24 protein-coding genes are annotated in these 24,851 nt (G+C 66.3%); 14 read left to right on the forward strand and 10 right to left on the reverse strand.

Annotated features, from left to right (window positions below; genetic code table 11):
* On the reverse strand, positions 1-219 hold the full coding sequence (locus B1790_RS02210; RefSeq protein ID WP_079921508.1) for a ferredoxin: 219 nt from the start codon (positions 217-219) through the stop codon (positions 1-3).
* On the reverse strand, positions 220-1,497 hold the full coding sequence (locus B1790_RS02215; RefSeq protein WP_079921509.1) for an NADH-ubiquinone oxidoreductase-F iron-sulfur binding region domain-containing protein: 1,278 nt from the start codon (positions 1,495-1,497) through the stop codon (positions 220-222).
* Between the two features lie 39 nt (positions 1,498-1,536).
* On the opposite strand from B1790_RS02215, the gene B1790_RS02220 reads away from it, so the two are divergent.
* Positions 1,537-2,019 (forward strand): hypothetical protein, encoded by a 483-nt coding sequence (locus B1790_RS02220; protein WP_079921510.1) that lies wholly within the window; start codon positions 1,537-1,539, stop codon positions 2,017-2,019.
* A 9-nt stretch (positions 2,020-2,028) separates the two neighbouring features.
* On the opposite strand, the gene B1790_RS02225 is transcribed toward B1790_RS02220, so the two are convergent.
* The 4 genes from B1790_RS02225 to B1790_RS02240 are packed head-to-tail and all read right to left on the reverse strand — an operon-like array spanning position 2,029 to position 5,608.
* Positions 2,029-2,886, reverse strand: a complete 858-nt coding sequence (locus B1790_RS02225; RefSeq protein WP_079921511.1) for an alpha/beta fold hydrolase — start codon at positions 2,884-2,886, stop codon at positions 2,029-2,031.
* Positions 2,887-2,917: 31 nt separating this feature from the next.
* Complete coding sequence (locus B1790_RS02230; RefSeq protein ID WP_079921512.1) at positions 2,918-3,310, reverse strand: Rieske 2Fe-2S domain-containing protein; 393 nt, start codon at positions 3,308-3,310, stop codon at positions 2,918-2,920.
* Positions 3,311-3,350: 40 nt separating this feature from the next.
* A complete protein-coding gene (locus tag B1790_RS02235; protein WP_079921513.1) occupies positions 3,351-4,493 on the reverse strand; it encodes an amidohydrolase family protein in 1,143 nt (380 codons plus the stop codon).
* A 14-nt stretch (positions 4,494-4,507) separates the two neighbouring features.
* Positions 4,508-5,608: an amidohydrolase family protein gene (locus B1790_RS02240; protein ID WP_079921514.1), complete on the reverse strand. Its 1,101-nt coding sequence runs from the start codon at positions 5,606-5,608 to the stop codon at positions 4,508-4,510.
* Positions 5,609-5,854: 246 nt separating this feature from the next.
* Between B1790_RS02240 and B1790_RS02245 the strand changes: the two genes are divergently transcribed.
* Genes B1790_RS02245 through B1790_RS02255 form a run of 3 tightly spaced genes read left to right on the forward strand, consistent with a single transcriptional unit; the run spans position 5,855 to position 8,827 of the window.
* Positions 5,855-6,853 (forward strand): acyl-CoA dehydrogenase family protein, encoded by a 999-nt coding sequence (locus tag B1790_RS02245; protein WP_079921515.1) that lies wholly within the window; start codon positions 5,855-5,857, stop codon positions 6,851-6,853.
* Positions 6,853-8,034 (forward strand): acyl-CoA dehydrogenase family protein, encoded by a 1,182-nt coding sequence (locus B1790_RS02250; RefSeq protein ID WP_079921516.1) that lies wholly within the window; start codon positions 6,853-6,855, stop codon positions 8,032-8,034. The genes B1790_RS02245 and B1790_RS02250 overlap by 1 nt, the downstream gene beginning before the upstream one ends.
* Before the next feature lie 16 nt (positions 8,035-8,050).
* Positions 8,051-8,827: an SDR family NAD(P)-dependent oxidoreductase gene (locus B1790_RS02255; RefSeq protein ID WP_079921517.1), complete on the forward strand. Its 777-nt coding sequence runs from the start codon at positions 8,051-8,053 to the stop codon at positions 8,825-8,827.
* A 22-nt stretch (positions 8,828-8,849) separates the two neighbouring features.
* Here the strand turns inward: B1790_RS02255 and B1790_RS02260 are convergent, their stop codons facing one another.
* Genes B1790_RS02260 through B1790_RS02275 form a run of 4 tightly spaced genes read right to left on the reverse strand, consistent with a single transcriptional unit; the run spans position 8,850 to position 12,067 of the window.
* Positions 8,850-10,217: a cytochrome P450 gene (locus B1790_RS02260; RefSeq protein WP_079921518.1), complete on the reverse strand. Its 1,368-nt coding sequence runs from the start codon at positions 10,215-10,217 to the stop codon at positions 8,850-8,852.
* A 31-nt stretch (positions 10,218-10,248) separates the two neighbouring features.
* The gene (locus B1790_RS02265; protein WP_079921519.1) at positions 10,249-10,440 is read right to left on the reverse strand and encodes a ferredoxin; all 192 of its coding nucleotides are present in this window, start codon (positions 10,438-10,440) and stop codon (positions 10,249-10,251) included.
* A 19-nt stretch (positions 10,441-10,459) separates the two neighbouring features.
* Positions 10,460-11,320: a mycofactocin-coupled SDR family oxidoreductase gene (locus B1790_RS02270; protein WP_079921520.1), complete on the reverse strand. Its 861-nt coding sequence runs from the start codon at positions 11,318-11,320 to the stop codon at positions 10,460-10,462.
* 45 nt (positions 11,321-11,365) lie between these two features.
* Positions 11,366-12,067 (reverse strand): SDR family NAD(P)-dependent oxidoreductase, encoded by a 702-nt coding sequence (locus B1790_RS02275; protein ID WP_079921521.1) that lies wholly within the window; start codon positions 12,065-12,067, stop codon positions 11,366-11,368.
* Between the two features lie 239 nt (positions 12,068-12,306).
* On the opposite strand from B1790_RS02275, the gene B1790_RS02280 reads away from it, so the two are divergent.
* From B1790_RS02280 to B1790_RS02325, 10 genes are all read left to right on the forward strand, one after another.
* Positions 12,307-13,812: an aldehyde dehydrogenase family protein gene (locus tag B1790_RS02280; protein ID WP_079921688.1), complete on the forward strand. Its 1,506-nt coding sequence runs from the start codon at positions 12,307-12,309 to the stop codon at positions 13,810-13,812.
* Positions 13,809-15,017: a CaiB/BaiF CoA-transferase family protein gene (locus B1790_RS02285; RefSeq protein ID WP_079921522.1), complete on the forward strand. Its 1,209-nt coding sequence runs from the start codon at positions 13,809-13,811 to the stop codon at positions 15,015-15,017. Before B1790_RS02280 ends, B1790_RS02285 begins: the two co-directional genes overlap by 4 nt.
* A gap of 289 nt (positions 15,018-15,306) precedes the next feature.
* Entirely contained in the window at positions 15,307-16,116 is an 810-nt protein-coding gene (locus tag B1790_RS02290) for an ABC transporter permease (RefSeq protein ID WP_079921523.1), read from the forward strand.
* A 7-nt stretch (positions 16,117-16,123) separates the two neighbouring features.
* Positions 16,124-16,981 carry an ABC transporter permease gene (locus B1790_RS02295; protein ID WP_079921524.1) on the forward strand — a complete coding sequence of 286 codons (858 nt, stop codon included), beginning with the start codon at positions 16,124-16,126 and terminating at the stop codon, positions 16,979-16,981.
* Between the two features lie 12 nt (positions 16,982-16,993).
* Positions 16,994-18,187: an MCE family protein gene (locus tag B1790_RS02300; RefSeq protein ID WP_079921690.1), complete on the forward strand. Its 1,194-nt coding sequence runs from the start codon at positions 16,994-16,996 to the stop codon at positions 18,185-18,187.
* A complete protein-coding gene (locus B1790_RS02305) occupies positions 18,184-19,209 on the forward strand; it encodes an MCE family protein (protein WP_079921525.1) in 1,026 nt (341 codons plus the stop codon). Before B1790_RS02300 ends, B1790_RS02305 begins: the two co-directional genes overlap by 4 nt.
* Positions 19,209-20,303 carry an MCE family protein gene (locus B1790_RS02310; RefSeq protein ID WP_079921526.1) on the forward strand — a complete coding sequence of 365 codons (1,095 nt, stop codon included), beginning with the start codon at positions 19,209-19,211 and terminating at the stop codon, positions 20,301-20,303. The genes B1790_RS02305 and B1790_RS02310 overlap by 1 nt, the downstream gene beginning before the upstream one ends.
* Positions 20,300-21,805, forward strand: a complete 1,506-nt coding sequence (locus B1790_RS02315) for an MCE family protein (RefSeq protein WP_079921527.1) — start codon at positions 20,300-20,302, stop codon at positions 21,803-21,805. Before B1790_RS02310 ends, B1790_RS02315 begins: the two co-directional genes overlap by 4 nt.
* Before the next feature lie 8 nt (positions 21,806-21,813).
* A complete protein-coding gene (locus tag B1790_RS02320) occupies positions 21,814-23,139 on the forward strand; it encodes an MCE family protein (protein ID WP_369832271.1) in 1,326 nt (441 codons plus the stop codon).
* Complete coding sequence (locus B1790_RS02325; protein ID WP_079921529.1) at positions 23,139-24,830, forward strand: MCE family protein; 1,692 nt, start codon at positions 23,139-23,141, stop codon at positions 24,828-24,830. Before B1790_RS02320 ends, B1790_RS02325 begins: the two co-directional genes overlap by 1 nt.
* The last annotated feature ends 21 nt before the right edge of the window (positions 24,831-24,851 follow it).

A 24,851-nucleotide genomic window follows, 5' to 3' on the forward strand; every position in this document is an offset into this window, starting at 1 on the left:
TCAGATCGCCGTCCTCTCCTGGTGGGTGTCCATCTCGGTGATCGCGTGCACGGGGCAGTCCAGCACGGCCCGCCTGACCGCGTCGCGGTCGGTCTCCGGCACCGAGCCGTTCCCGATCAGGGACGCATAGCCCCAATCGTCGAGCGAGAAGTACTGCGGCGCATGCCGTGCGCAGGTGCCGAAGCCGTCGCACACCGTCCGGTCCATGCGGATCTTCATCTAGAGCGCCTCCACTTCGTAGGGCCGTCGTGCGGTGAACGCGCCCGCCCGACAGGAGTCGCATTCCCCGTTCAGGTGTCTCGCGACGACGTGCGGGAAGTGTTGCAGCACAGTCGCCGCCACGTTCGTGGCTGCGTCGAGCGTCGCGCAAGCACCCCGTCCCCGCAGGACCACCGACCACCGCTCAAGGCGCACGAGGTCCTCGGGCGTGGCCCGACCGTCGCGCAGTGCGGTGGTCACCGCCGACATCGCCGCGGTGCCGTTGAAACACGACCCGCACTGCCCGGCGTTCTCGCGGTCGAAGTAGGCCATCACCGACGCCGCGACGGCGACGGGACAGTCGTCGATGAGGATGGCGATGGCTCCGCAACCTAGCCCGCCACCCAATCGGCGCATCGACTCGTGGTCGAGCGTGGCGTCGAGGACGTCGGTGTTGAGCAAGCCGGTGAAGTAGCCGCCCATCAGTACGCCGACGACGCTGTCAGGCGAGACATCATGGTGGACAAGCACTTCGGATAACGCCACGCCGTACGGGAGCTCGTAGAGCGCCGGTGGCCGACCCGCCCCGCTGACAGTCGCCAGGAAGGTGCCGGGGGAGGCCGACGTGCCGACCGCGCGATAGGCGTCCGCGCCGTGCCGCAGCAGAAACGGCAAGTTGGCCAGCGTCTCCACGTTGCAGACCAGGGTCGGGTGTCCCCCCACTCCTTGCTCGAACGGGCGCGGCGGCTTGTCGGTCGGTTTGGCCGGGCCGCCGTCGACCGCGCGTACCGCGGCCGTCTCCTCGCCGGACACGTACCCTGCGTCGACCACCACGACGTCGACCGGGACGTCGACGCGAGCGGTCTGAAGGGCGTCTCGGAGCGCGCGGGCGGAGGCGGCGTCGGAGAGATAGAGATGGGCCCGCTCGGCGGAGACGATGCGGGCGGCCAGCCGCACGCCGTCCAGCACCAGGTGGGGCCGATGGCGCATCAGCCATCTGTCCTTGACGGAAGCCGGTTCTCCCTCTTCGCCGTTGGCAAGGACCACGGTGGGACGACCGGTGCGGCCGGCGTCGCGAACGGTCCGCAACTTGACGGCCAGCGGGAATGCGGCGCCACCGCGACCGAGCAGTCCGGACCGGTCGATCTCCTCGAGCAGGGCATCGGGGTCGTCGAGTCGCTGATAGCCCCCGGTGTCGTCGTACTCCCCGAGATCCTCACGGTCGGCTGTGGTGCGCAGCAGCCGGGGAGCGGTGCCCGGCCAGGACGTCACGGTCAGTTCTGGCGCAGCTGCCGTCATCGGTGACCCTTCGTCGTCGGCGCGGATAGGGTGGCGGGCGTGAGGACTGCGGTGGTGCGGGTCGACGTGGATCCGACGGCACGGCTGGAGCCCGCCCGGTTACGCGAGGCCATGGTGTCCCTGTGCGCCGCAGCGGCCGCCGCCGGGGCCGCAGTCGTCGACGTGGACCTCGCGGCACTGCCGCCCAGCCGTCGCCAGGTCGAAATCCTGATCACCGGCGTCGACGTCGATCAGCTGAAGATGACGGCACTTCGATTGTGCGACGACTCCTTTGGCTTGCTTGGGGCGGTGCCCACGGTGAGTGTGCTCACCTACGTCAGCCGGGGTACCGACGACGACGCGCATGGTGTGCTCGAAGGGTTGGGGTTGCGCGGTGAGATCGACCGCCGCCCCGACCCCCGCGGTTGGGACGTCGTGACGGTGACGCTGCCCAAGGCCGCCGTGGCGCGGGTGCCGGAGAGTCGGGTGCAGACGGCGTTGGAGGCTTCGCTGAACTGCGAGGTCCACATCGTCACCCGGTGAGCGCACCGCCTACCTGCCGAGGAATTCGAGGATTGCGGGCGCGGCCTGCACCCACGTGTCGAACAGGCAGAAGTCCGTGCCGCCGCTGGCGGCGAACTTTTCGCCCGCACGCTCCCAGGCATCCTCCGGCCACGGCGGATCGACGAGATGCGAGCCCTTGATCAGACAGCTGACCTCCAGCGACGTCCGCTTGGGATGATCCCAGTCGTTTTCGCCGCCCCGGATGATCAACGTGGGCACCGAGATGTCGTCGAACAAGCCGTCCTCGACGCCGGGAATGGTCTGCCCCGGCTTGGGAACGAAGGCGTTCAGCCAACGCAGCATCACCTTGAGGAAGGCGTCAGCGTCCAGATCGCGAATCCGCTTCTCGTTGACTGGATTTGCCGCAATTCGATCCTGCCACTCGCCGATCGCCAGCAGCCCGTCGATGCCGGAACCTCGGACGGCCAGGATGCTCGGCACCACGTAATGCCCCCCGAGCACGAACGAGCCGTAGACGCCGCCGACGATGTTCCAGACCACCAGCTTGGTCACCAGTTCGGGGTACAGGATCGTGGTCAGTATCGAATCGCGGGCGCCACCCGATCCGCCCGCGATTATGCACGGACCGAGGCCGAGTCCGGTGACCAGCCGCATCAACGTCTCGGCGCGCATGTGAGATTCGCTGTAGCCGTAGAACTGTACGTCCGACGCGCCGCAGTTGGGCCTGTCCCACAGCAACACCCGATACCCACCGGCGACCAGCGCATCGGCCAGCGGCCTCAGTCCGGGGATGTCCTTGCCGAACCGGCCACCCGGTGTCAACGCGATGACCTCGCCGGAATCGCCAAGCACCTCGTAGACGACGTTACCGCCGTTGATCTCCATTCGTTCTACCGTCACGTTCCGGTCCGGTTCCTCACGCCTGCACCAGGACGTCGTCGCCGACGACCCGCACGGGATAGGTGCGAATACTCCACTCCGGTTTGACCGCGGTGGTCCCGGTGGCGAGCTCGAAACCCCATTGATGCCAGGGGCAGTAGATGTACTCCTGATCGCGGACCATGACCGCGTCGCCGGGCGCAGTCTGGTCCACGACGGTGCGTCCGCGGGTGCGTCCCGAGCACAGCGGGCCGCCCTCGTGCGGGCAGTAGTTGGCGATGGCGTAGAAGGTGCCGTTGACGTTGTAGACGCCAACGCCGTGCCTGCCGATCGGGACCAATTTGTGTGTGCCAGGGGGGATGTCGCCCACGGTTGCCACGACGTGCTCGCGGCCCTGCGCCAGCCGGGGCGGTTCGACTTCCTCGGTCACTAGAGTGGACTCCCCGGTGGCTTCGCTCCTGCCCGCCGCATCAGAACACCCTGACCTGGCCCTCGAGGGCCGGAACGGTCTCTGGCAGGTGATAAGTCTGAATTCCGTTGCGGAACATCACCTGTTCACGGACATGCTCGGGCAGGTGCTTGACCAACCAGCGAGGGTCGTCGAAGGTCCAGTGCGGGTAGTCCGACGAGTAGAGCAAGATCTTCTCGCATTCCATCCATTCGAACGCCCGGCCCAACTCGGTCTTGTCCTCCGGATAGTCAAGCGGTTGGGTGGTGAACTTGATGTGGTCCTTGACGATCTCCGACGGCTTGCGTGTGATCTGCATCCACTGCTTGCGCCGCTGGTAAATGGCGTCCATCCGCCACATCAGCGGCAAGATCCACGTGAAGGCGTGCTCCACGAACACGATTCGCAGGGTCGGGAACCGTTCGAAGGTCCCGTCGAACACCAGGCTCATCACCTGATTCGCCGCCAGCAGCGAGTAGGTGACCATGAAGTCGTGGTTGTAGCTGGGCAGCCCGACCGGGGGGAAGGGCAACTCCTCGAAGTGCCCCCGGGACAGATGGCAGCTCACCGTGATGTCGTGCTTGGTCGCCGCCGCCCACAGTGGGTCGTACTTGGGGTTGCCCCACGACGGACGCGGCTCGGCCTTGATGAGCACCTGCGCCATGTAGTCGTGTCCGGCCCACTTCTCGATCTCCCGGGCAGCCGCTTCTGGCTCCTCGACGTTGGCGCAGATCGAGCCACGCCACCGTTCATGCCAGTTGTTGCGACCGTCCAACCAGTGGTTGGCCTGCCAGTCGTTCAGCGCCGAGCACATGGCCGTATTGGCTCCGGGCACGCGGGCGGAGTAGGACGCCGGCTCCAGGATGGCGATGTCGGCGCCGGCCTCCATGATGAGCTGGCGGAACGCCAGATCCGGACTGCTGCCGGGGAATTCGCCGTCGGGCGGGAAGCTGTCGACCCGCATGGCGTAGGCGTGCGCGTAATCGGGCGCGTCGTAGTAGATCTGGTCACCCACCGGGTGCGTGCCGAAGTAGTCGCCGCGCCACGGTTCTGGGATGTACTCGGCGAGCTCTCCACGGCGTGGCGTGGGGTGGACGTCGGAGTCGACGCACCTGACGGCGACGCGCTCGGTCGCCGCCACCCGGGGATTCGCTGTCACTGTCACGAGGCCTCCTCTGGCTACGTTGCGACCACGGTGGCTGGGACGTCGACGCCGTACAGCTCGGCGGCGTTGCGCCAACACAACTTGTCGCGCTGTTCGGCGGTGTAGCTGGTGGGCACCACGAGTTCGTTGCACTGCCAGTGCGGGTAACTCGAGCCGAACATCACCATGTCGTCCTTTCCGGTGAAGCTCGCCCATTCGCCGGCGAACGGCACGTCGCCGGGTCCGTCGAGGTCGCCCTGCACGAAGTAGACGTGGTCGGGCAGATAGTCGCTCGGCATTTTCGGAGCCCACGGCGTCTGCTCCAAATGTGGGCGGCCGAAGCAGTCCATTCGCCACGTGAACGGGGTCAGCAGATCGGCCGCGCCGTCCGCCCAGACGAACTTCAACGCGGGCAGTCGCTCGAACACACCCTCGGCGATCATGTTCATCAGGTGGTACAGATAGTTCAGGGCCATGAAGCCGGCGTACTGCTCGTAGGTCTGGGTGTTGCCCGACGGGGTGGGTGCCGCCGCGACGCCCGTACCCACCTCGACGTGTACTGCCACGGGAAGGTTCGCCGCCACCGCGGCATCCCACAGTGGCCAGAACTGGGGCTTGCCGTAGAGCTCGCGGGACTGCAGCGGAATGCCGATCTGCACGACGCGCGTATGGTCGCGGTACTTCTCGATTTCTCGGACGGCACCGGTGACGTCGTCGGGGTTGACGCGGATGGTGCCACGGAAGCGGTCGCCGAACTCCCCGTCGAGCCACCTGGTCACCATCATGTCGTTGTGTGCCGAGGCGATCGCCGTGCCGAGGTGGCGGTCGGGCATGATGCCGCGAGTCATCGGATGCAGGATCGCGACGTCGACGCCGCGTCGCTCGAACAGCTCGTGCGCCACCAGTGCCGGGTCGGACCCGGGGTACTGACCGTCCGGTCCGACGCTGCCCGCGACGTACTCGCCGCCGGGTGCGCCGTACCAATCCATCTCGTAGTCGGGAAAGCCGCGGCTTCGGAACGGCTCGCGCATGAAGGTGTGCCGCAGGTCGGCGTTCGACTGACAGAAGATGTGCACGCTGGCGTCGATGACCGGTGTGTTCCACACCGTGCCCGCCCCGTCACGCAGTTCTCTCACGTCGTTTCCGTCCTATCGCGCGGATGTACCGCTGCTCCTGCCGAACCCAGTGTAGATCCTTGTTCTTCTATGGCAAGAACTATGTTCTCACCGGCTCGTCGGGCAAGTAGGCGCAGGTTGCACCGTCGTGCAGATCGTCGGGCGACCAGCTGTGCCGAAAGTTCGCCTTAGTAATTGGAGAACGGATACCTCATCAATGAGAATGCTATTCTCGCATTCGGCGATCATCAGAGTGGAGGCGGCGGCATGCTATTGGAATTGGACGCTGATCAACGTCTGTGGCAGGAGACAGTCCGCGATGCGGTTGGCAAGCAATGTCCAGCCTCCCTGGTGCGTGAGGTGGCCGAGGCAGGTGCCGACGCCGCACCGCTGTGGAAGACCTACGTCGGGGCTGGCTGGACCGAACTGACCGACCCCGAGAACGCCGTTGAATTGGCCATCCTGCTCGAAGAACTCGGCAGGGCGACCGACCCGACCCCCTTTCTGGCGACGCTGACGCAATTCGCGCCGCTGGTCGGCGACCGCTTCGATCCGCAGCGTGCCGGGGCGGCACTCATCGAAGGCATCACCGCCCACCGCGACGCCGACGGGTGGATCTTGAACGGGACATGCCGCTACGTCCTCGACGCAGACCGGGCCGAGCGGTTCGCGGTGGTGACCGCAGCCGGGGTGTTCCTCATCGATGCCGACGACCCCGCCGTCGTGGCCCGCCGCGCCGACGTCTTCGACCCGGTGCTGCACGTCGGCGAGGTCAGCCTGGTGGGCCTACACGCAGTCGACGGCGACCGACTCGTGGTCGACGCGCAACGCGCTCACCACGTCGCGCTGGCGGGGATGGCGATCACCATGGTCGGAGCCTGTCAACGCGTGCTCGACTTGGCGCTGGACCACGTCAAGAATCGCCAGCAGTTCGGCGTACCGATCGGGTCCTTTCAGGCGGTGCAGCACAAGGCCGCCGACATGCACGTCGCCATCGAGCGCGCCCGCGCCCTGTCGTACTTTGCGGCGCTGACCATCGCCGCCGACGATCCGCGCCGGCGGCTGGCTGCAGCGATGGCCAAGGCGTCGGCGGGGGAGTGCCAGGCGCTGGTCTTCCGCCACGGTTTGCAGCTGTTCGGGGCCATGGGATTCACCTGGGAGAACGATCTTCAGTTCGCGCTCAAGCGCGCCAAGGCCGGCGAGCACATGCTGGGTGGCGCGGCCATGCACCGCGCCGTCATCGCCGCGGAATACGGAACCTGCTGATGCAATTGACCTTTGACTCCGACGTCGAGGACTTCCGCGCCGAATTCGTGGACTTCCTCGAGGAGAACCTGCCCACCTCGGCGCAGACGCTCGAACGGCCCCGCTCGGTGTCTCACCTGCCCCAATGGGCGCGCGACTGGCAGCGGTTGTTGTTCGACAACGGCTGGCTGCTCCCCGCGCAACCGCCGGAGTTCGGCGGCCGCAACGCCTCGGTACTGCAGACCTACGTGCACCTCGAGGAGCTCTGCCGGCGCCGGATCTACCACAGCTTCAACCCTCAAGGCGTGAACATCGTTGCGGCGTCTCTGCTTACGTTTGGCAGCGAGAAGCAGAAGCGTGAGTGGGCCGTGCCGGTCCTGCGCGGCGAGAAGACCGCGTCGCTGGGCATGAGTGAACCCAGCGCCGGCTCCGACCTCGCGTCGCTGCGCACCCGCGCCGTCCGCGACGGTGACGCGTTCGTCGTCAACGGACAGAAGGTCTGGACCTCCGGCGCGCACGACGCAGACTTCCTGCTGACCTTCGTGCGCACCGACCCCGACGCGCCGAAGCACAAGGGCATCAGCGCTTTGGTCGTGCCGACCGACCTCGAGGGTGTGGTGCGCCGGCCGTTCGCCGACCTGTGCGGCCAGCAGAACGACGACTTCAACGAGGTGTTCTTCACCGACGTCCGGGTGCCCGCGGAGAATCTGGTGGGCCCGCTGAACGGCGGCTGGGGCGTCGTCAACGGCTCCCTCGGCCACGAGCGCACGATGATGTGGCTGGGCTTCGCCGACCGGATCGACAACATGATCACCGATTTCTCGCCGAGTTCGGAACTCGAGCGCGACCAGTTCGCGACCATCGTCATGGACTATCAGGCGCTGCGTGCGATGGGGTCGATCTCCCTGGCCCGCGCGGCGCGGGGCGAAGTCGACGTCGCCTCGGTGTCGGTGCTCAAGCTCTTCGGCTCGGAGGCGGAGATGAACGCGTCGGCCAACATCCTGACCGCCGTAGGACCCGACGGTCTGACCCATCCGTCCACGTCCGGCTCGTACGCGCACATGAACCTCGACCACTACTTCGCGAGTTGGTTCGAGCGCTTCGCGCGCAGCTTTTCGGGAACGATCGCGGGCGGCACGTCGGAGATCCAGCGCAACATCATCGCCCAGCAGGTGCTGGGGCTGCCGCGGCCGCCGCGCTGATCCCTCGGATGTTCCTGTGACGCTGGAGATCGATCTGGCCGGCCGGCGGGTCGCAATCACCGGGGCAGGTCAGGGCATCGGTCGCGGCCTGGCGCTGGCGTTCGCCATGGCCGGCGCCGAGGTACTGGTCAACGACCTACGTATGGAACGCGCCGACGACGTCGTCGAGGAAGCACGTGCAGCAGGGGGATTGGCACGGGCGTTCGTCTTCGACGTGACCGATTACGGTGCCGTCACCGACGCCTTCGTGGCGGCTGGCACGGTGGACGTGTTGATCAACAACGCCGGCAACGCCGGCGCCGACGGCTTCCGCACTAGGCAGAGTTTCGCAGTGACCGAACCGGTCGACTGGGAGCCCTTTCTCCTGGTGAATCTCTACGGCGTCCTTCACTGCACCCGCGCCGTGCTGCCGGCGATGGTCGAACGGAACTGGGGCCGCATCATCACGATCGTCTCCGACGCCGGCCGAACCGGCGATCCGAATTCAGCTGCCTACGCGACGGCCAAGGCCGGGGCCGCGGGATTCACGCGGTCAATTGCGCTGGAAGTGGGCCGCTTCGGGATCACCGCCAACAACATTGCACTGGGGACCATGCGGACGCCGCTGACCCAACCGCTGTGGAGTCAGCCAGATGCTTTGCAGGCAAAGGCAATACTTCGCAATTACGCCATCCGGCGCCCCGGCACCTCAGAGGACGTCACCCACCTTGCAGCGTTGCTCGCAAGTGAGCACGGTTCATGGATCACCGGGCAGACCCTTCCGGTGAATGGTGGCTTCTCCTTCGCCCTTTAGTTCTGTCGAGCTCTTCCGACGGCTACCAGGTGATGACCGCGTCCTGCTTGCGCTCGGTGATCGGCCGCGCGAGCTCCTGCTCGTCGCAAATCTGCTGCAGCCGTTGCAGCGTGTCCTCCAAGCCGGGGCCAAGCCGTCGCCCGGGGGTGAACGTCGCGGGCAGGTGCTTCATGCCCTGGATGACGCCGATGCTCTCGTAGTGTTCCGTACCCTCGGGATCGCAGAGGTAGTCCGGCATCCGGTCGAGCACCGCGGTCAGCATCGACTTGAACACCGTCCGGGCCACGTTGGAGCCGACGCACCGGTGCACGCCGATGCCGAAGCTGAAGTGACGGTTGCCCTTCCGGTCCAAGACGACCTTCTCGGGTTCATCGAACACCGACGGGTCGCGGTTGGCCATCGCCCACGACAGCCACAGCCGCTCACCCTCCTTGAACCGTTGGCCGTCGACCTCGACGTCCTCGGCGAACGTGCGGCCGTCCCCGGCTGCGGGAGTGAAGAAGCGCAGGAACTCCTCGGTGGCCGGGTGCAGCAGGGTGTCGCGTTCGCGGCTGAGTCGGTCGCGCTCGTCGGGGTTGTCCGACAACCACTCCAGTGCGTGTGCGGTGAGGGCCGTTGTCGTGTCGAACCCGCCGCCGATGACCAACCCCAGGTTGCCCAGGATCTCCAGATCTGGCGCCGGCTCGCCGTCGATCCGCAGTTGCAGCAGAGCGTTCACCAAACCAGGCCGGGGGTTCTCGCGGATCGCCATCATCGTGGTGATCATGTCGATGCCCATCTGTCTGCTCATCTCCGCGACGCGAGGGGCGTCGGGTGAATGCTCGGGCGTGGACACCGACAGATGGGCGGGCTCACTGTAGACGGGCCACTTGTCCAGGTGGATGCCCATCATGGCCAGCGTGAGGACCGCTGGCACGATGTTGGCCAGGTCGTCGACGAAGTCGATTCGGCCCGTCTCGATCTTCTCGTCGATTGCCGCGCGGGTGATTTCGTCGACGAAGGGCACCCACCGCTTGACGGCGGCGGGCGAGAGGTAGGGATTTAGCGCACCTCGGTAGATGCTGTGGTCGGGTTCGTCCATCTCCAGAATGCCGCCGCGGACGATGGTGGCCCGCTGGGCTCTGGGAATCGTGATGCCCTGATAGCCCTTTCGTTCTCCGTTGAGATCGTGGTCGTTGGAGATCGCCGGGCAGCGGGCCAGTTCGAATACCTCGTTACTGCCCGCCGCAACCCAGTGGCCGTCGTACGCGTCGGTCCACGCCACCGGGCACTTGGCGTGCATTTCCTCGGTGATCTGCTGAAACTGCTCGCGATACTCCGGGGTGTGCCGGTCGAAGTGAAAGTTGTTCTTCTTGCGGTGCTCGTCGCCTACGACGTCGTCGATGCTCACGGCGGTGTCTCCTATTGTTTGGCGCGCAACGTCATTCGAGGATGATCGCCTGCTCGGGGCATGAGTGGGCGGCTTCCCTGACCTGATCTTCCCGGTCGTCGGGAACGAGGTCGGTGACGGGTGACGCGTGGCCGTCCACGTCGTCGAGCTCGAACGAGTCGGGCGCGATCATCGAGCACAGGGTGTGGCCCTGGCAGCGCTGTCCGTCAACTGAAACCTTCACTTCCGCAACCTCTTTCGAATCAAATGTGGTAGTCGTACCACTTCAGGTAGCCTCCGCCGTCGACCCGCATCTGCATTCCGGTCACGTACCGCGACTCCTCGGAGGCGAGGAACAGCACCATGTTGCTGATGTCCGACGGTTCGACGTAGGGGATCTTCATGGCCTGCTGCACCCCGAACGCCGGCTCGGCGTCGGCGCGGGTTGGCTTCTCCAGGTCGGGCCGAAACGAGCGGTACATCGGCGCGCTTTGCAACATGTCGGTGTTGCAGTTGGTCGGATGCACGACGTTGGCGCGGATTCCGCGTGGAGCGAGGTGGGTGGCGAGGTCGTAGACGTACCCGGAGAGCGCACGCTTGGACGTCATGTACGCGACCCCGCCCAGGTCGGCACCCGGATTGTCCACCTTGGCCACGTCCATCAGGGCGGCGGTCGACCCGGTGGCGATGATCGAGGCGCCTTCACCGAGATGGGGGAGAGCCACCTGGATGGCGTTGATGGTGCCGACCAAGTTCGTGTTGATGACGTCGCACCACGCGTCGATTTGCGGCTCGCCCTTCATCCCGGCGACGCCGGCTTGGGCGACCACGATGTCGAGTTTGCCGAATTCGGCGATGCCCTGCTCGAGTGCGCTCTTGAGCTGAGCGGGCTCCCGCACGTCGGCCCTGACGGCGACCATGCGACGTCCGGTCTTCTCGACGTACTTGGCCGTCTCCTCGAGGTCTTCCGCGGTGGCCAGCGGGTAGCCGATGGACGCGATGTCCTCGCACAAGTCGACGGCGATGACGTCGGCGCCCTCTTCGGCCAGCCGGATCGCGTGACTGCGGCCCTGCCCCCGCGCCGCACCCGTGATGAATGCGACCTTGCCCTCAACGCGTCCCATGGGGTGTCCTCTCGTGTCCGTGATCGATGGCCCGTCGCGTCGGCATCAGGTGTTACGGCCGCCGTTGACGCCCAAGATCTGCCCGGTGACGTAATCGGCTTCCTCCGAGACGAAGTAGGAGCACGCGGCGGCGATGTCCTCGGGCCTGCCGATGCGCCGAACCGGGGTGCGCTCGATGTTCTCGTCGATGTCGCCGAGAAATCCGCGGCTCGCGGCCTTGCGCAGCATCGGGGTGTCGATGAACCCGGGCGGCACGGCGTTGACCGTGATACCGGCCGGCCCGTACTCCAGCGCCAAGCTCTTGGTGAGCCCGTTGACCGCCGACTTGGCCGATACGTAGTGCGACATGTAGGGCGTGCCCGAATGCGTGCTGGAGGACGAGATGTTGACGATGCGACCCCAGCCTGCCTCGATCATGTCGGGCAGCACGGCCTGGATGCAGTGGAAGACGCCGTGGAGGTTGACGTTCACCACCCGCTGCCAGGTGTCGAAGTCGATGTCGAGGAATCGTTTGAAACCGTCGAGGCCCGCGGCGTTGACCAGGATCGTGACCGGCCCCAGCTGGGCGTGGATGGCGTCGAGTGCCGTGTCGATCGCGGCACGGTCGGTGACGTCGACGGTATAGGCGAATTCCTCGTCCGACGGGGTCAGGTCGAGACTCGCCACGTGATAGCCGTCGGATCGAAGCCGATTCGCAATCGCCCGGCCGATGCCGGATCCGCCTCCGGTGACGACGGCGTTCTTCACTGCATGGCCTCCAGATAACGGTCGTGGACGGCAAGAATACTGCTTCCGATTGTGAGAACCGTACTCTCGGATCCCGTCTACGTGCAAGATAATTGGGCCACCTGGCGATTCGCGGGAAATTTCGAGATGGCACGCGAAGGGCCGTGACTAGCGGATCTACGGACGTTTGTGTTCTCAGGGCCCGAATGTATGATTTGCGCTAGATGAGAATGAAATTTCCATCACACTCGAGGAGGATGATGGGCCAGTCACCCACGGTCACCACCGGAGAGCTCTCCGAGACGGATTCTGCGGCACCCGGTCGACGGATGCTGATCGACGGCAGCCTCGTCGGGGCGCAACGGTCGTTCGCCTCGATGAACCCGGCAACCGGCGAGGTCGTCGGGCACGCGCCGGACGGGACCGTCGCCGACGCGGAGGCGGCGGTCGCCGCGGCCCGCCGCGCCTTCGACGAGGGCCGGTGGGCGACGGACGTCGAGCTGCGGATGCGGTGCCTGAACCAGTTCCACCAGGCGCTGGTCGACCACCGCGATGAGCTGGCCGCGCTGACCACCGACGAAGTGGGCGCCACCCCCGCCCTGCTCGCGGGCGCACAGCTCGATGGGCCGATCGCCATCGTGCGCTTCTACTCAGACCTCCTGAAGACGCACCCGCTCACCGAAGACCTGGGGAACGTCGAAAGCCGCGGGATGCAACACCACCGCTGGGTGGAGAAGGAGGCCGGCGGTGTGGTCGCGGCCATCGTGGCCTACAACTACCCCAACCAACTGGCGCTCGCGAAGCTGGCGCCGTCGTTGGCCGCCGGCTGCACCGTCGTCCTCAAGGGTGCGCCCGACACGCCCCTGGTGACCCTGGCCCTCGGCGAGATCATCGCCAACCACACCGACATCCCCGCAGGTGTGGTGAACGTCCTCAGTTCATCGGATCCGGCGGTGGGGGCCGCGCTCGTGGCGAGCCCGGAGGTCGACATCGTGACCTTCACCGGATCTACGCCGACCGGCCGGGCGATCATGGCTGCCGCCAGCGCCACCCTCAAGCGGGTCTTCCTCGAACTGGGCGGCAAGTCGGCGGCCATCGTGCTCGACGACGCGGACTTCGGCACCGCGGCGACGTTCGCCGCCTTCAGCATGGTCACCCACGCCGGCCAGGGTTGCGCGCTGACCTCGCGGTTGCTGGTGCCCCGCGCACACCACGACGCCATCGTGGAGATGGTCAAGGCCAACTTCGCCCACGTGCGCTACGGCGACCCCCGAGATCCGAAGACCTACATGGGCCCGCTCATCAGCGAGCGGCAGCGAGACAAGGTCGACGGCATGGTCCAGCGCGCCGTCGCCGCGGGCGCGACCCTGGTCTTCGGTGGCGAGAAGAAGGATCCGGGATACTTCTACACACCCACCCTGCTCACCGACGTGGCCGTCGACGCCGAGATCGCGCAGGAGGAGGTCTTCGGACCGGTTCTGGTGGTCATCGCCTACGACGACGACGACGACGCCGTCCGGATCGCCAACGACTCGATCTACGGCCTGTCCGGCGCGGTGTTCGGTAGCGAGGATCGCGCAGTGGCGATTGCCCGCCGCATTCGTACCGGCACCTTCTCCATCAACGGCGGCAACTACTTCAGTCCTGACGCTCCCTTCGGCGGGTACAAGCAGTCGGGCATCGGCCGCGAAATGGGGATCGCCGGCCTCGAGGAGTTTCAAGAACGCAAGACCTTCGCGACCGTCGTCCACGGGTCCGCGTCGTGAGCCTGCCGCTGGCGGGTATTCGCGTCCTGGAGGTCGCGATGTACGGGTTCGTGCCGTCGGCCGGCGCAGTCCTCGCCGAATGGGGCGCCGACGTGATCAAGGTCGAGCACGCCGTCACTGGCGACCCGCAGCGCGGCCTCCGGCAGACCGGCTCGCTCCGCGTCGAGGGCGACCCCAATCCCAACATCGAACACGCCAACCGTGGCAAGCGCAGCATCGGCCTGGACGTGTCGACCGCAGAGGGCCGCGAGGTACTCCTGGAACTCGCCCGGCGCGCGGACGTCTTCTTGACCAGCTTCCTGCCCGGCCACCGCGAAAAGTTCGGCATGGACGTCGACGACATTCGGGCGGTGAACCCAAAGATCGTCTACGCCAGGGGAAGCGCGCTCGGTCCACGCGGCCTCGAAGCCACCAAGGGCGGCTATGACATGACCGCGTTCTGGTGCCGCGCCGGGACCGCGGCCACCATCACCCCGCCCGGCACCGCGGGCATGATCGCTCCTCCCGGCCCGGCCTACGGCGACACCATCTCGGGCACCAATCTGGCCGGCGGCATCGCAGCGGCGTTGCTCAAGCGTGAACGCACGGGGGAGCCGTCGACGGTCGACGTCTCCCTGCTCGGAAGCGGGCTGTGGGCGATGGGCCACACCATCGCGGTGACGTCGCACCTCGACCAGTGCCTCGTCGCCCCGACGCCCGGCGTGCACGGCTCGCCGGTCAACCCGCTCGTCGGTGTCTATGCGACCAAGGACGACCGCTACATCTCGTTGGTGATGATGCAGCCCACCAAGTTCTGGGCCGACGTGTGCAGGCACATCGATCGCGACGACCTGGTTGACGACCCGCGGTTCTCCACCGCGGCGTCAATCGCGGAGAACACCGCCGCCGCCGTGGAGATCCTTCGGGACGTCATCGCGACCCGCACCCTGCCGGAGTGGAGTGAGCGCTTCGCCACGCTGGCGGGACCGTGGGCACCCGTGCAGGACACCTTGCAGGCCGCCGCCGACGCGCAGGTGCTTGCGAACGAATACATCGTGCGGGCGGGCGATCTCGACCTCGTCGCCAACCCCGTTCAGTTCGACGTCACCGCGCCGCGCACGGGCCCGGCGCCGGCATTCGCCGCGCAGACCGACGAGGTCTTGGTCGAACTGGGTCTGGACTGGGATCGCATCATCGAGCTGAAGACCGCCGGCGCGGTCACCTAGGCGCCGGAGACATCGTGTTCGCAATGCCCCAACGGAAGGCCCGACGTCATCGGTGTGGTGAAAGATGCCGTGCTGCGGGTCTATTCGTCTACGTCCATCCGCACCCGGTGGGGTCACCCATCGGTGCGGACTTCTTCGTCGAAGGTGCTCCGCGTAGCGCGTCCGGTGTGGCACAGTGCGTCAAGCCGCTTTCGCGGCTCGACGCCGAGCGCCAACTACGTCAGACGAAATGCGCTGTCGCACAACATATTGACGCTGACGACGATCAAAAGGGAAGGACCTGAAGCCCATGGCGGTCAAGGGGCCGGAACGTTGGTCGACGGGCATCTCGCTACCCAAGGGATTGTCGGCGCCGATGGGCGCCGTTGGCGGGTTGTTCTCAATGGGTCTCGATGCGATTCGATTCGTGTTCGTGCGGCCGTTTCAGGGGCGGGAATTCCTGGAACAATGCTGGTTCGTGGCGCGCGTGTCGCTGGTACCCACGTTGCTAGTGGCGATCCCATTCACCGTATTGGTGAGCTTCATCCTCAACATCCTGCTGCGCGAACTGGGCGCGGCCGACCTGTCCGGCGCAGGTGCAGCGTTCGGCGCGGTCACCCAGGTCGGCCCCTTGGTCACCGTGCTGATCGTTGCCGGCGCGGGCGCCACGGCGATGTGCGCAGATCTGGGGTCGCGCACCATTCGCGAGGAGATCGACGCCATGGAGGTGCTGGGCATCAACCCGGTCCAGCGTCTGGTCACGCCGCGCATGCTGGCCTCGGGTCTGGTGGCGTTCCTGCTCAACAGCTTGGTGGTCATCATCGGAATCCTCGGCGGCTACTTCTTCTCGGTGTTCGTCCAGGACGTCAACCCCGGCGCGTTCGCTGCGGGAATCACCCTGCTCACCGGCGTTCCTGAGGTCATCATCTCGTGCGTGAAGGCGGCCTTGTTCGGCTTGTTCGCCGGCCTGATCGCCTGCTACCGCGGGTTGACCATCACCGGTGGCGGCGCCAAGGCCGTCGGCAACGCCGTCAACGAGACCGTTGTCTTCGCGTTCATGGCCCTGTTCGTCATCAACGTGGTGGTCACCGCCATCGGCATCCAGTTGACGGCGAGGTAGGCACGCCATGGGCACATTGCAGGTGGTGCGCAGCCGCTTCCCGAGACTGGTGAGCACGGTGAACCGTCCGATCGGCAGGCTGAGCCGGATCGGTGACCAGACGCTGTTCTTCGGCAAGGCGCTCGCTGGAACGCCGCGTGCCGCAGCACACTTCCGCACCGAGGTCATCCGCCTGATCGCCGAGATCTCCATGGGTGCCGGCGTGCTGGCCATGATTGGTGGCACCTTGGTCATCGTCGGCTTCCTCACGCTGGCCACCGGCGGCACCCTGGCCGTGCAGGGCTACTCGTCGCTGGGCAACATCGGCATCGAGGCCTTGACCGGTTTCCTCGCCGCCTTCATCAACGTCCGCATCGCCGCCCCGGTGGTGGCCGGCATCGGGCTGGCCGCCACCTTCGGCGCCGGGGTCACCGCGCAGTTGGGCGCGATGCGCATCAACGAGGAAATCGACGCCCTGGAAACGATGGGGATCCCGCCCATCGAGTACCTGGTGTCCACCCGCATCGTGGCAGGGATGCTGGCCATCACCCCGCTGTACTCGATCGCGGTGATCCTGTCCTTCCTTGCCTCGCGATTCACCACCGTGGTGCTCTTCGGGCAATCGGGCGGCCTGTACGACCACTACTTCGGAACGTTCCTCAACCCCGTCGACCTGCTGTGGTCCTTTCTGCAGGCCCTGCTGATGGCGCTGGCGATCCTGCTGGTGCACACCTACTACGGCTACTACGCCAGCGGCGGGCCGTCGGGGGTGGGCGTGGCCGTCGGCAACGCCGTGCGCACGTCACTGATCATCGTCGTGTCGGTCACCCTGCTGATCTCCCTGGCCGTGTACGGCTCCAACGGCCACTTCAACCTGTCGGGATAGGCGGTGGCACCGATGTCGAGCACGTCCGTGCGCCCCCTCGCGGGGCTGGCCACCGTACTCGCGATCGTCGCGGTCATCGTGTTTGCGATCACGATGTTCCTTGGCGGTTTCGGTCAGACCGTTCCGGTGACCGTAATCTCCGAACGCGCGGGCCTGGTGATGAATCCAGAGGCCAAGGTCCAGATGCGTGGTGTTCAGGTCGGCCAGGTCGAGTCCATCGAGACCCGCCCCGACGGAATGGCCGTCCTACACCTCGCGATGGATCCCGACGAGCTCCGGAACATACCGTCCAACGTCCTGGTCGACGTCAGTTCGTCGACGGTCTTCGGCGCCAAGTCGGTTCAATTGTCCGAACCGCCCGATCCGTCGCCGACACCGTTGGCGGCGGGCGCCCAGGTCAGTGTCGAACACGTGACCGTGGAGACGAATACCGTCTTCCAGCAACTGAACTCAGTGCTCAACGCCGTCGACCCGGTCAAGTTGAACCAGACTCTTGGCGCCGTCTCGGGCGCCCTGCGGGGACGCGGCGACAAACTCGGACAGACAGTCACCGACCTCGACCGCTTTCTGCAGAACCTCAACCCAAGTCTGGAGAACGTCAGCCGTGATCTGGAGGCGGCGCCCGTCGTGGTGAATGCATACGCCGACGCCGCGCCCGATCTCGTCGACGTGCTGGCCAACACCACCAAGGTGGGTGACACGATCGTCGACCAGGCCCAAGCGATCGACGTGTTCCTGCTGAGCTCGATCGGCCTTGCCGAAACCGGGCAAGACGTGCTGGGGACCAACCGCCAGGCGCTCACCGACCTGCTGCGCATGCTGGTGCCGACGACGGCAGTGGCCAGCAAGTACAGCGACAACCTTCGCTGCGGTGTGCAGGGTTTGGCCGCGTTCACCAAGACCCCGCCGTTCGACAATGCCGGACTGAACATTTCGGCGACGTTCACCCTCGGGGTCGACCGCTACCGCTATCCGTCGGACCTTCCGAAGGTCGCGGCGAAGAGCGGAACGTCCTGCACGGAACAGATGCTGCCGGTCGTACCGAACGGAAAGCGGCCGCCGTTCCTGGTCACCGACGTCGGCGCGAACCCGTGGCGGTTCGGCAACCAGGGCGTGTTGGTCAACTCCGATGGACTCAAACAGGCGCTGTTCGGACCGCTCGAGGGGCCACCGCGCAACACCTCGCAGGTCGGAATGCCGGGATGACCGGGTCGCGGGGGATGATCCTGAAATTCGGCGTCTTCGCCGCGGTCATGGCGCTGCTGACCGTGTTCCTCTTCTTCACCTTCGGGCAGTACCGAACCGGTTCGACCGACGACTACTCGGCGGTGTTCACCGACGCCTCCCGGCTGAAGTCGGGTGACACGGTGCGAGTGGCCGGTATCCGGGTCGGCACGGTCACCGACGTGTCGCTGCGATCGGACCGCGAGGTGCTCGTCGACTTCGACGTCGACCGCAGCATCGGATTGACCGACGGAACAAGGGCGCAGATTCGGTACCTCAACCTCACCGGTGACCGCTTCGTCGACCTGGTGGACGGCCCCGGCTCCACCGCGTTGCTGCCCCCCGGCTCCCAGATTCCGAAGAGCCGCACCGCACCGGCGCTCGACCTCGATCTGTTGCTCAGCGGACTCAAGCCCGTCGTCCAGGGCCTCAACCCCAAGGACGTCAACGCGTTGACAGCCTCACTGGTACAAGTGTTTCAGGGCGAAGGCGGCACCCTGGACTCGCTGCTGTCGAAGACGTCGTCGTTCACCGGCACGGTAGCCGACGACGACCAGACGGTTCAGGCCCTCATCGACAACCTGAAGACGACGCTGGGCACGATCGCCAAGGACGGTGACCAGTTCGGCGGGGCCATCGACCGGCTGGAGAAGTTGGTCAGCGGGTTGGCGCAGGACCGCGATCCGATCGGGACGGCCATCACCTCGCTCGACAACGGCACGGCATCGCTGACCGACCTGCTGACCCAAGCCCGGCCACCGCTTGCGGCCACGGTCGAGCAGCTCAATCGTCTCGCTCCAAATCTGGAGAGCGGCAAGGGTTTCCTCGACGGTGCGCTGCAGCGCGCGCCGGGCAACTACCGCAAGCTCGCGCGGGTCGGCGCCTACGGATCCTTCGTGCAGTACTACATATGTGCACTTCAGGTCCGCGTCACCGATCTTCAGGGCAGGGCGTCGGTGTTCCCCTTCGTGAAACAGGAAAACGGAAGGTGTGCTGAGCCCTAATGCTGAAGTATCGCGCCAGCGCACGCTTGATCAGAGCCGGCTTCGTCGGTGTCGTGCTCGCCATTCTGGTCATCGCCGTCGGGCTGCAACCTGAACGGTTGTTCTCCTATGCGACCTCGTTGAAGTACCAGGCTCGCTTCGCCGAGGCCGGCGGCATCTACGTCGGCAACGACGTCACCATGTCCGGCATCAAAGTCGGCTCCGTGACGAGTGTGTCGCTCGACGACGGTGACGCCCTGGTGGGCTTCACCGTGCAGAGTCAGTACCCGCTGGGGTCGGAGACGTCCGCGCATATCCGCACGGGATCGCTTCTTGGACAACGGGTCCTGACTCTGGACTCGAGTGGGAGTCAAGCCCTCAACCGGGCCGACCCGATCCCGGTCTCCCGGACGTCGTCGCCGTACTCGCTTAGCGACGCCGTCGGCGAGCTCACCGTCAACACAGCCGGTACGGACACCCAACAGTTGAACCTCTCGTTGGACACCCTCTCCGAGACGCTCGATCAGATGGCGCCTCAGCTCGGCCCGACGTTCGATGGCCTGACCCGATTGTCCCGCGCACTGAACGGTCGCAACGAAAGTCTGCGCGATCTGCTGCAAGCCGCGTCGAACGTCACGGGAATCCTCTCCGCGCGAAGCCAGCAGGTGAACAGCCTGATCCTCAACGCCAACGACTTGCTGGACGTGCTGGTGCAACGCCGACAGGCGATCGTCGACCTGCTCGCCAACACCTCCGCGGTCTCCCAACAACTCGTCGGCCTCGTGGCGGACAACGAAAAGGCGCTAGCGCCAACGCTGGAGCGCCTGAACAAGGTGAACGAGGTACTCATTCGCAACCGCGACAACATCTCCAAGGCGCTTCCGGGTCTGGCGAAGTACCAGTTGACGCAGAGTGAGGCCGTCTCCAGCGGTCCCTACTACATCGCGTACGTGCCCAATGTCGCCTTCGGTCAGTACCTGCAGCCGTTCCTGGACTACGCCTTCGGCTTCCGCCGCGGTCCGTTCGGTTCCGGGGCGCCTCCCACCACCCCGGAGACGGGACCACGCGCCGAGCTTCCGTTGCCCTATAACGCCATTCCTGGTGGATCTCGATGACGGCCGGGTCGCGGCGTTGGTTGGCGCCTGCCGTGGCGGTGGCGCTGGCGGTCGCACTGATCGGCGGCGGGTTCCTGGTGCTCCGCGATGCGTTCTTCGCGCCCGCGACGCTCACCGCCTACTTCTCGACGGCCACGTCCATCTATCCCGGTGACGACGTCAAGGTCGCCGGGGTGAAGGTCGGGACGATCGACTCGATCGTCCCTCAGGGCACCCAGTCCAAGATCGTCATGAGCGTCGACCATTCCGTGTCGGTGCCCGCCGACGCCAAGGCCGTGATCGTCGCGCAGAATCTGATCGCCGCCCGGTACGTGCAGCTGACACCGGCCTATCGTTCGTCCGGTCCCAAGATGGCCGACGGAGCGGTCATCCCGTTGGAGCGCACGGCCGTTCCGGTGGAATGGGACGAGGTCAAACGGCAACTCGAGCGGCTCGCGTCGGACCTAGGTCCGACGAGCGACGTGTCGACGTCCTCGGTCGGCAGGTTCATCGACAGCGCGGCGAACGCGCTCGACGGCAACGGCGACAAGCTGCGTCAGACCCTGGCCCAACTCTCCGGAGTCGGACGAATCCTGGCCGACGGTAGCGGCAACTTCATCGGCACAATCAAGAACCTGCAGGTCTTCGTCACCGCCCTGCGCGACAGCAACGAACAGATCGTGTCGTTCAACGATCGGCTGGCGACGTTGTCCAGCGTGCTGGACGGAAGCAAGTCGGATCTGGACGGCGCATTGACGAACCTTGCGGCCGCTGTGCACGAGGTGACGCGGTTCGTCGCCGGCACCAGGAATCAGACCGTCGAGCAGGTCCAGGGATTGGCCCAGGTCACCCAGACGCTGGTGAACTCCAAGGACGACCTGGAGCAGGTCCTGCACGTCACGCCCAACGCATTCGCCAACGCCTACAACATCTACGACCCCGATCTCGGCGCGGTCCGGGGAGCGTTCTCGATTCCCAACCTCGCGAACCCCATGCAGTTCGTCTGCGGCATGGTCGGCGCGACCGCCAACAGCACGGCACCGGAGACCGCCAAGCTGTGCAACGACTACCTCGGGCCGGCCCTGCGGCTGCTCAACCTCAATTACATTCCGGTGCCGATTAATCCGTACCTCGCCAAGTCGGCCAGCCCGGATCACGTGATCTACGCAGACCCCGCCTTGGCGCCGGGCGGCGCCGGTGGAGTGCAGTCGGCACCGGAGATTCCGCCCGCCGTGTCCGCCTACACCGGCCTCGACGGCGACGTTCCGCCGCCGCCGGGAATGGGCCCTCCTGGCGTGCCGCTCCCCGCGAACGACCGCCTCCCCGTGGCGCCGTTCCCCGCCCTGTATCCCGGGGCGCCGGTGCCGACGGATCCGCCGCAGATACTCCCGGGGAACCCCTCGGGGCAGGCGGCTCCAGAAGGGGCGGGCACGCCGAGCCTGCCGCAGCTGTTGCTTCCCGCCGAACTTCCACCGGGTCCCGCACCCGGCCCGCCACCGGCCGAGGGGACACCGCCGTCATGAGGTCGAGGATGCCGATCCGCCTGCTGGCCGTCGGGGCCTGTGTGGTGACGACCGCCACCGGCTGTGCGTTCCAGGGAATCAACTCTCTGCCCCTACCGGGTGCGGTGGGACGTGGTTCCGACGCACACGTCTACCACGTGGAGATCGCGAACATCGCCACGCTGGAATCGAATTCGCCGGTGCTCATGAACGACGTGGTCGTGGGGAGTGTCGGAGCGATGCGCGTCAAGGGCTGGCATGCCGAGGTCGACGTGTCGATCGAACCCGGTGTCGTCGTCCCCGACAACGTCGTCGCAAGCGTCGGCCAGACCAGCCTGCTCGGTTCGATGCACCTGGCATTGAATCCGCCCGTCGGACAGCAGCCCACCGGACGGCTGCCGTCGGGCTCCACGATCGGGCTCAACGAGTCCTCCACCTATCCCACGACCGAGCAGACCCTGTCGTCGCTGTCGGTGGTGGTCAACGCCGGCGGGCTGGGCCAGATCGGCGACGTGGTGCACACCTTCAACACGGCGTTGTCCGGACGTGAGGGTGACTTCCGGGATCTGCTCACCCAACTCGACACCTTCGTCGGAACCCTGGATCAGCAGCGTCAGAGCATCGTCGCCACCATCGACGCGCTGAACCGGGTGGCGTCGACCTTCGCCGATCGCAAGGACACCATTGACCAGGCGCTGCAACGCATTCCGCGGGCCCTGGAAGTGCTGGACCGTGAACGGCCGCGGCTGACGACCGCCCTGACCAAGCTCGGACAGTTCAGCGACACGGCCAACCGACTGGTCAACGACACCCAGGCCGACCTGGTAGCAAATCTGACGAACCTGGCGCCGACGATCAAGGCCCTTGCCGACGTCGGACCCGATCTGGACGCCGCCCTGGCCTACGGCACGGTCTTCCCGTTCGGACAGGGTGTCATCGACCGCGGTATCAGAGGTGACTTCATCAACATCTTCGTAACCGTCGACATCTCCGGACCTCGGCTGCGCAAGTCGCTGTTCCTGGGTTCGCGAGCCGGGCAGGAGGGACGCGACCTGGTGCCGCTGCCCGGCGAACCCCTCTTCCAGCGCTACACACTCGATCCAATGGGTCGACCGCTCGCACCACCACCACCCGGCGGTCCGCTCGGGCCCCTTCCAGGCAATCCGCCAACGGCCGGTCTGCAGGCCGACCCGCCCGGGGCCGACAAGAGTCTGCCCGGGCCGGGATCCATCCCGGCGCAGGCACCTTCACCCGCGACGCCTGCCGATCCCGCAGTGACCGACGGCCCGCCACCCCCCGGTGGCGACGGCCCACCCCCCGCGCCACCCGCACCCGGGCAGCAGGGCGGTCGCTGATGCTGACCCGGTTCATCAAGATTCAGTTGGCGATCTTCGCCGTCGTGTCGGTCGTCGGCATGCTGGTAATGGGCATCTCCTACCTGCAGGCGCCGACTCTCTTGGGCATTGGAAGGCTTACCGTGACGCTCGAATTGCCGAGCAGCGGTGGCCTTTACGAATTCAGCAACGTCACCTACCGCGGTGTGGAAATCGGCAAGGTCACCGATATCCAGTTGACTCCGGACGGCGCGGACGCGACGATGTCGATTGCCACGTCGCCCAAGATTCCCGCCGATCTGGAGGCGCGCGTCAAGAGCGTGTCGGCAGTCGGTGAGCAGTACGTCGACCTGATGCCGCGCACCGACTCCGGGCCCTATCTGCAGGATCACGCCGTGATCACCAGGCAGAACGCGATCATTCCTACGCCCATCGGACCGGTGTTGGACAAGGTCAGCACCCTCGTCGGCACCTTCCCCAAGGATCGTCTGGCCGACCTGTTGGACGAGACCTACAAGGGACTCAACGGTGCCGGCGAGGACTTTGGCTCGCTCCTCGATTCCGGTGCGGCCCTGAGCGCCGACCTCAACGGTGCGGCCGGCCAAACCCGGGCACTTGCCGACGACGCACGACCACTGCTCGAAGGCCAAGCCCAGGGGGCCGATTCGATTAGGACGTGGGCACGCAGCGTCGCCGGTGTCACTGGTCAGTTGGCCAAGAACGACCCCCAACTGCGCACGGTGCTGCAGACCTTTCCCGGCTTCAGTGACGAGGTATCGGGATTGTTGAACGAGCTCAAGCCCACGCTGCCCGTTCTGCTCGGCAACCTGAGCACGGTCGGTGAAATCCTGATGACCTACAACGCGTCACTCGAGCAGCTCCTGGTCCTGCTTCCGCCGTACATCGCTCAGCAGCAGAGCTATTCGAGTACGTCTGACTCCACCGGCGGTGCTCGCGGTGACTTCGCCATCACGGTCAACGACCCGCCGGCGTGCACCGTCGGCTTCCTGCCGCCGTCGTCGTGGCGTTCACCCGACGACTTGTCCGACGTCGACACCCCCGACGGGCTGTACTGCAAGTTGCCCCAGGATTCGCCCATCGCGGTTCGTGGCGCCCGCAACTTCCCCTGCATCAGAAAGCCCGGCAAGCGCGCGCCGACCATCGCGATCTGCAACAGCGATCAGCCGTACGTGCCACTGGCGATGCGACAGCACGTGTTGGGGCCAGTCCCACTCGACCCCAGCTTGATCGCCCAGGGCATTCCCATCGACGATCGGGCGACACTGACCGACGACATTCACGCGCCGGTGCAGGGCACGCCGCTTCCGCCCGGGGCCGTGCCGTCCGGTACCCCGCCGAGTGGAGCCCCCGTGTCACCGCTCGAAGTACCCGTTGCGCCGCCCCCACCGGACGGCAATTCACTGAACGGCCAGCCGATCCCGCCCGTCGACACCCCGCCGCCGGGTGCATCCGAGCCGGTTGAGACGACGCCGCAGGGCCCCCCGGCGCCGGTCGACGACGGTGGCGCGGCTCCCGTAGCGCCCAGCGCCTTCACCACCGGTGCGCCCGGATCGAAGCCGAAGGTCGCAGTGACGCAATACAATCCGCGCACGGGCGAGTACGTCGGCTCTGACGGCAAGGTGTACAAGGTGACCAATCTGGCGCTGGCGACCCCGCTCGCGACGACATGGCAAGATCTGCTGCCACACTAGGGACGGTTCGACACCGGTCCG

The organism is Mycobacterium sp. AT1 (genome assembly GCF_002043095.1).
Taxonomy (GTDB): domain Bacteria; phylum Actinomycetota; class Actinomycetes; order Mycobacteriales; family Mycobacteriaceae; genus Mycobacterium.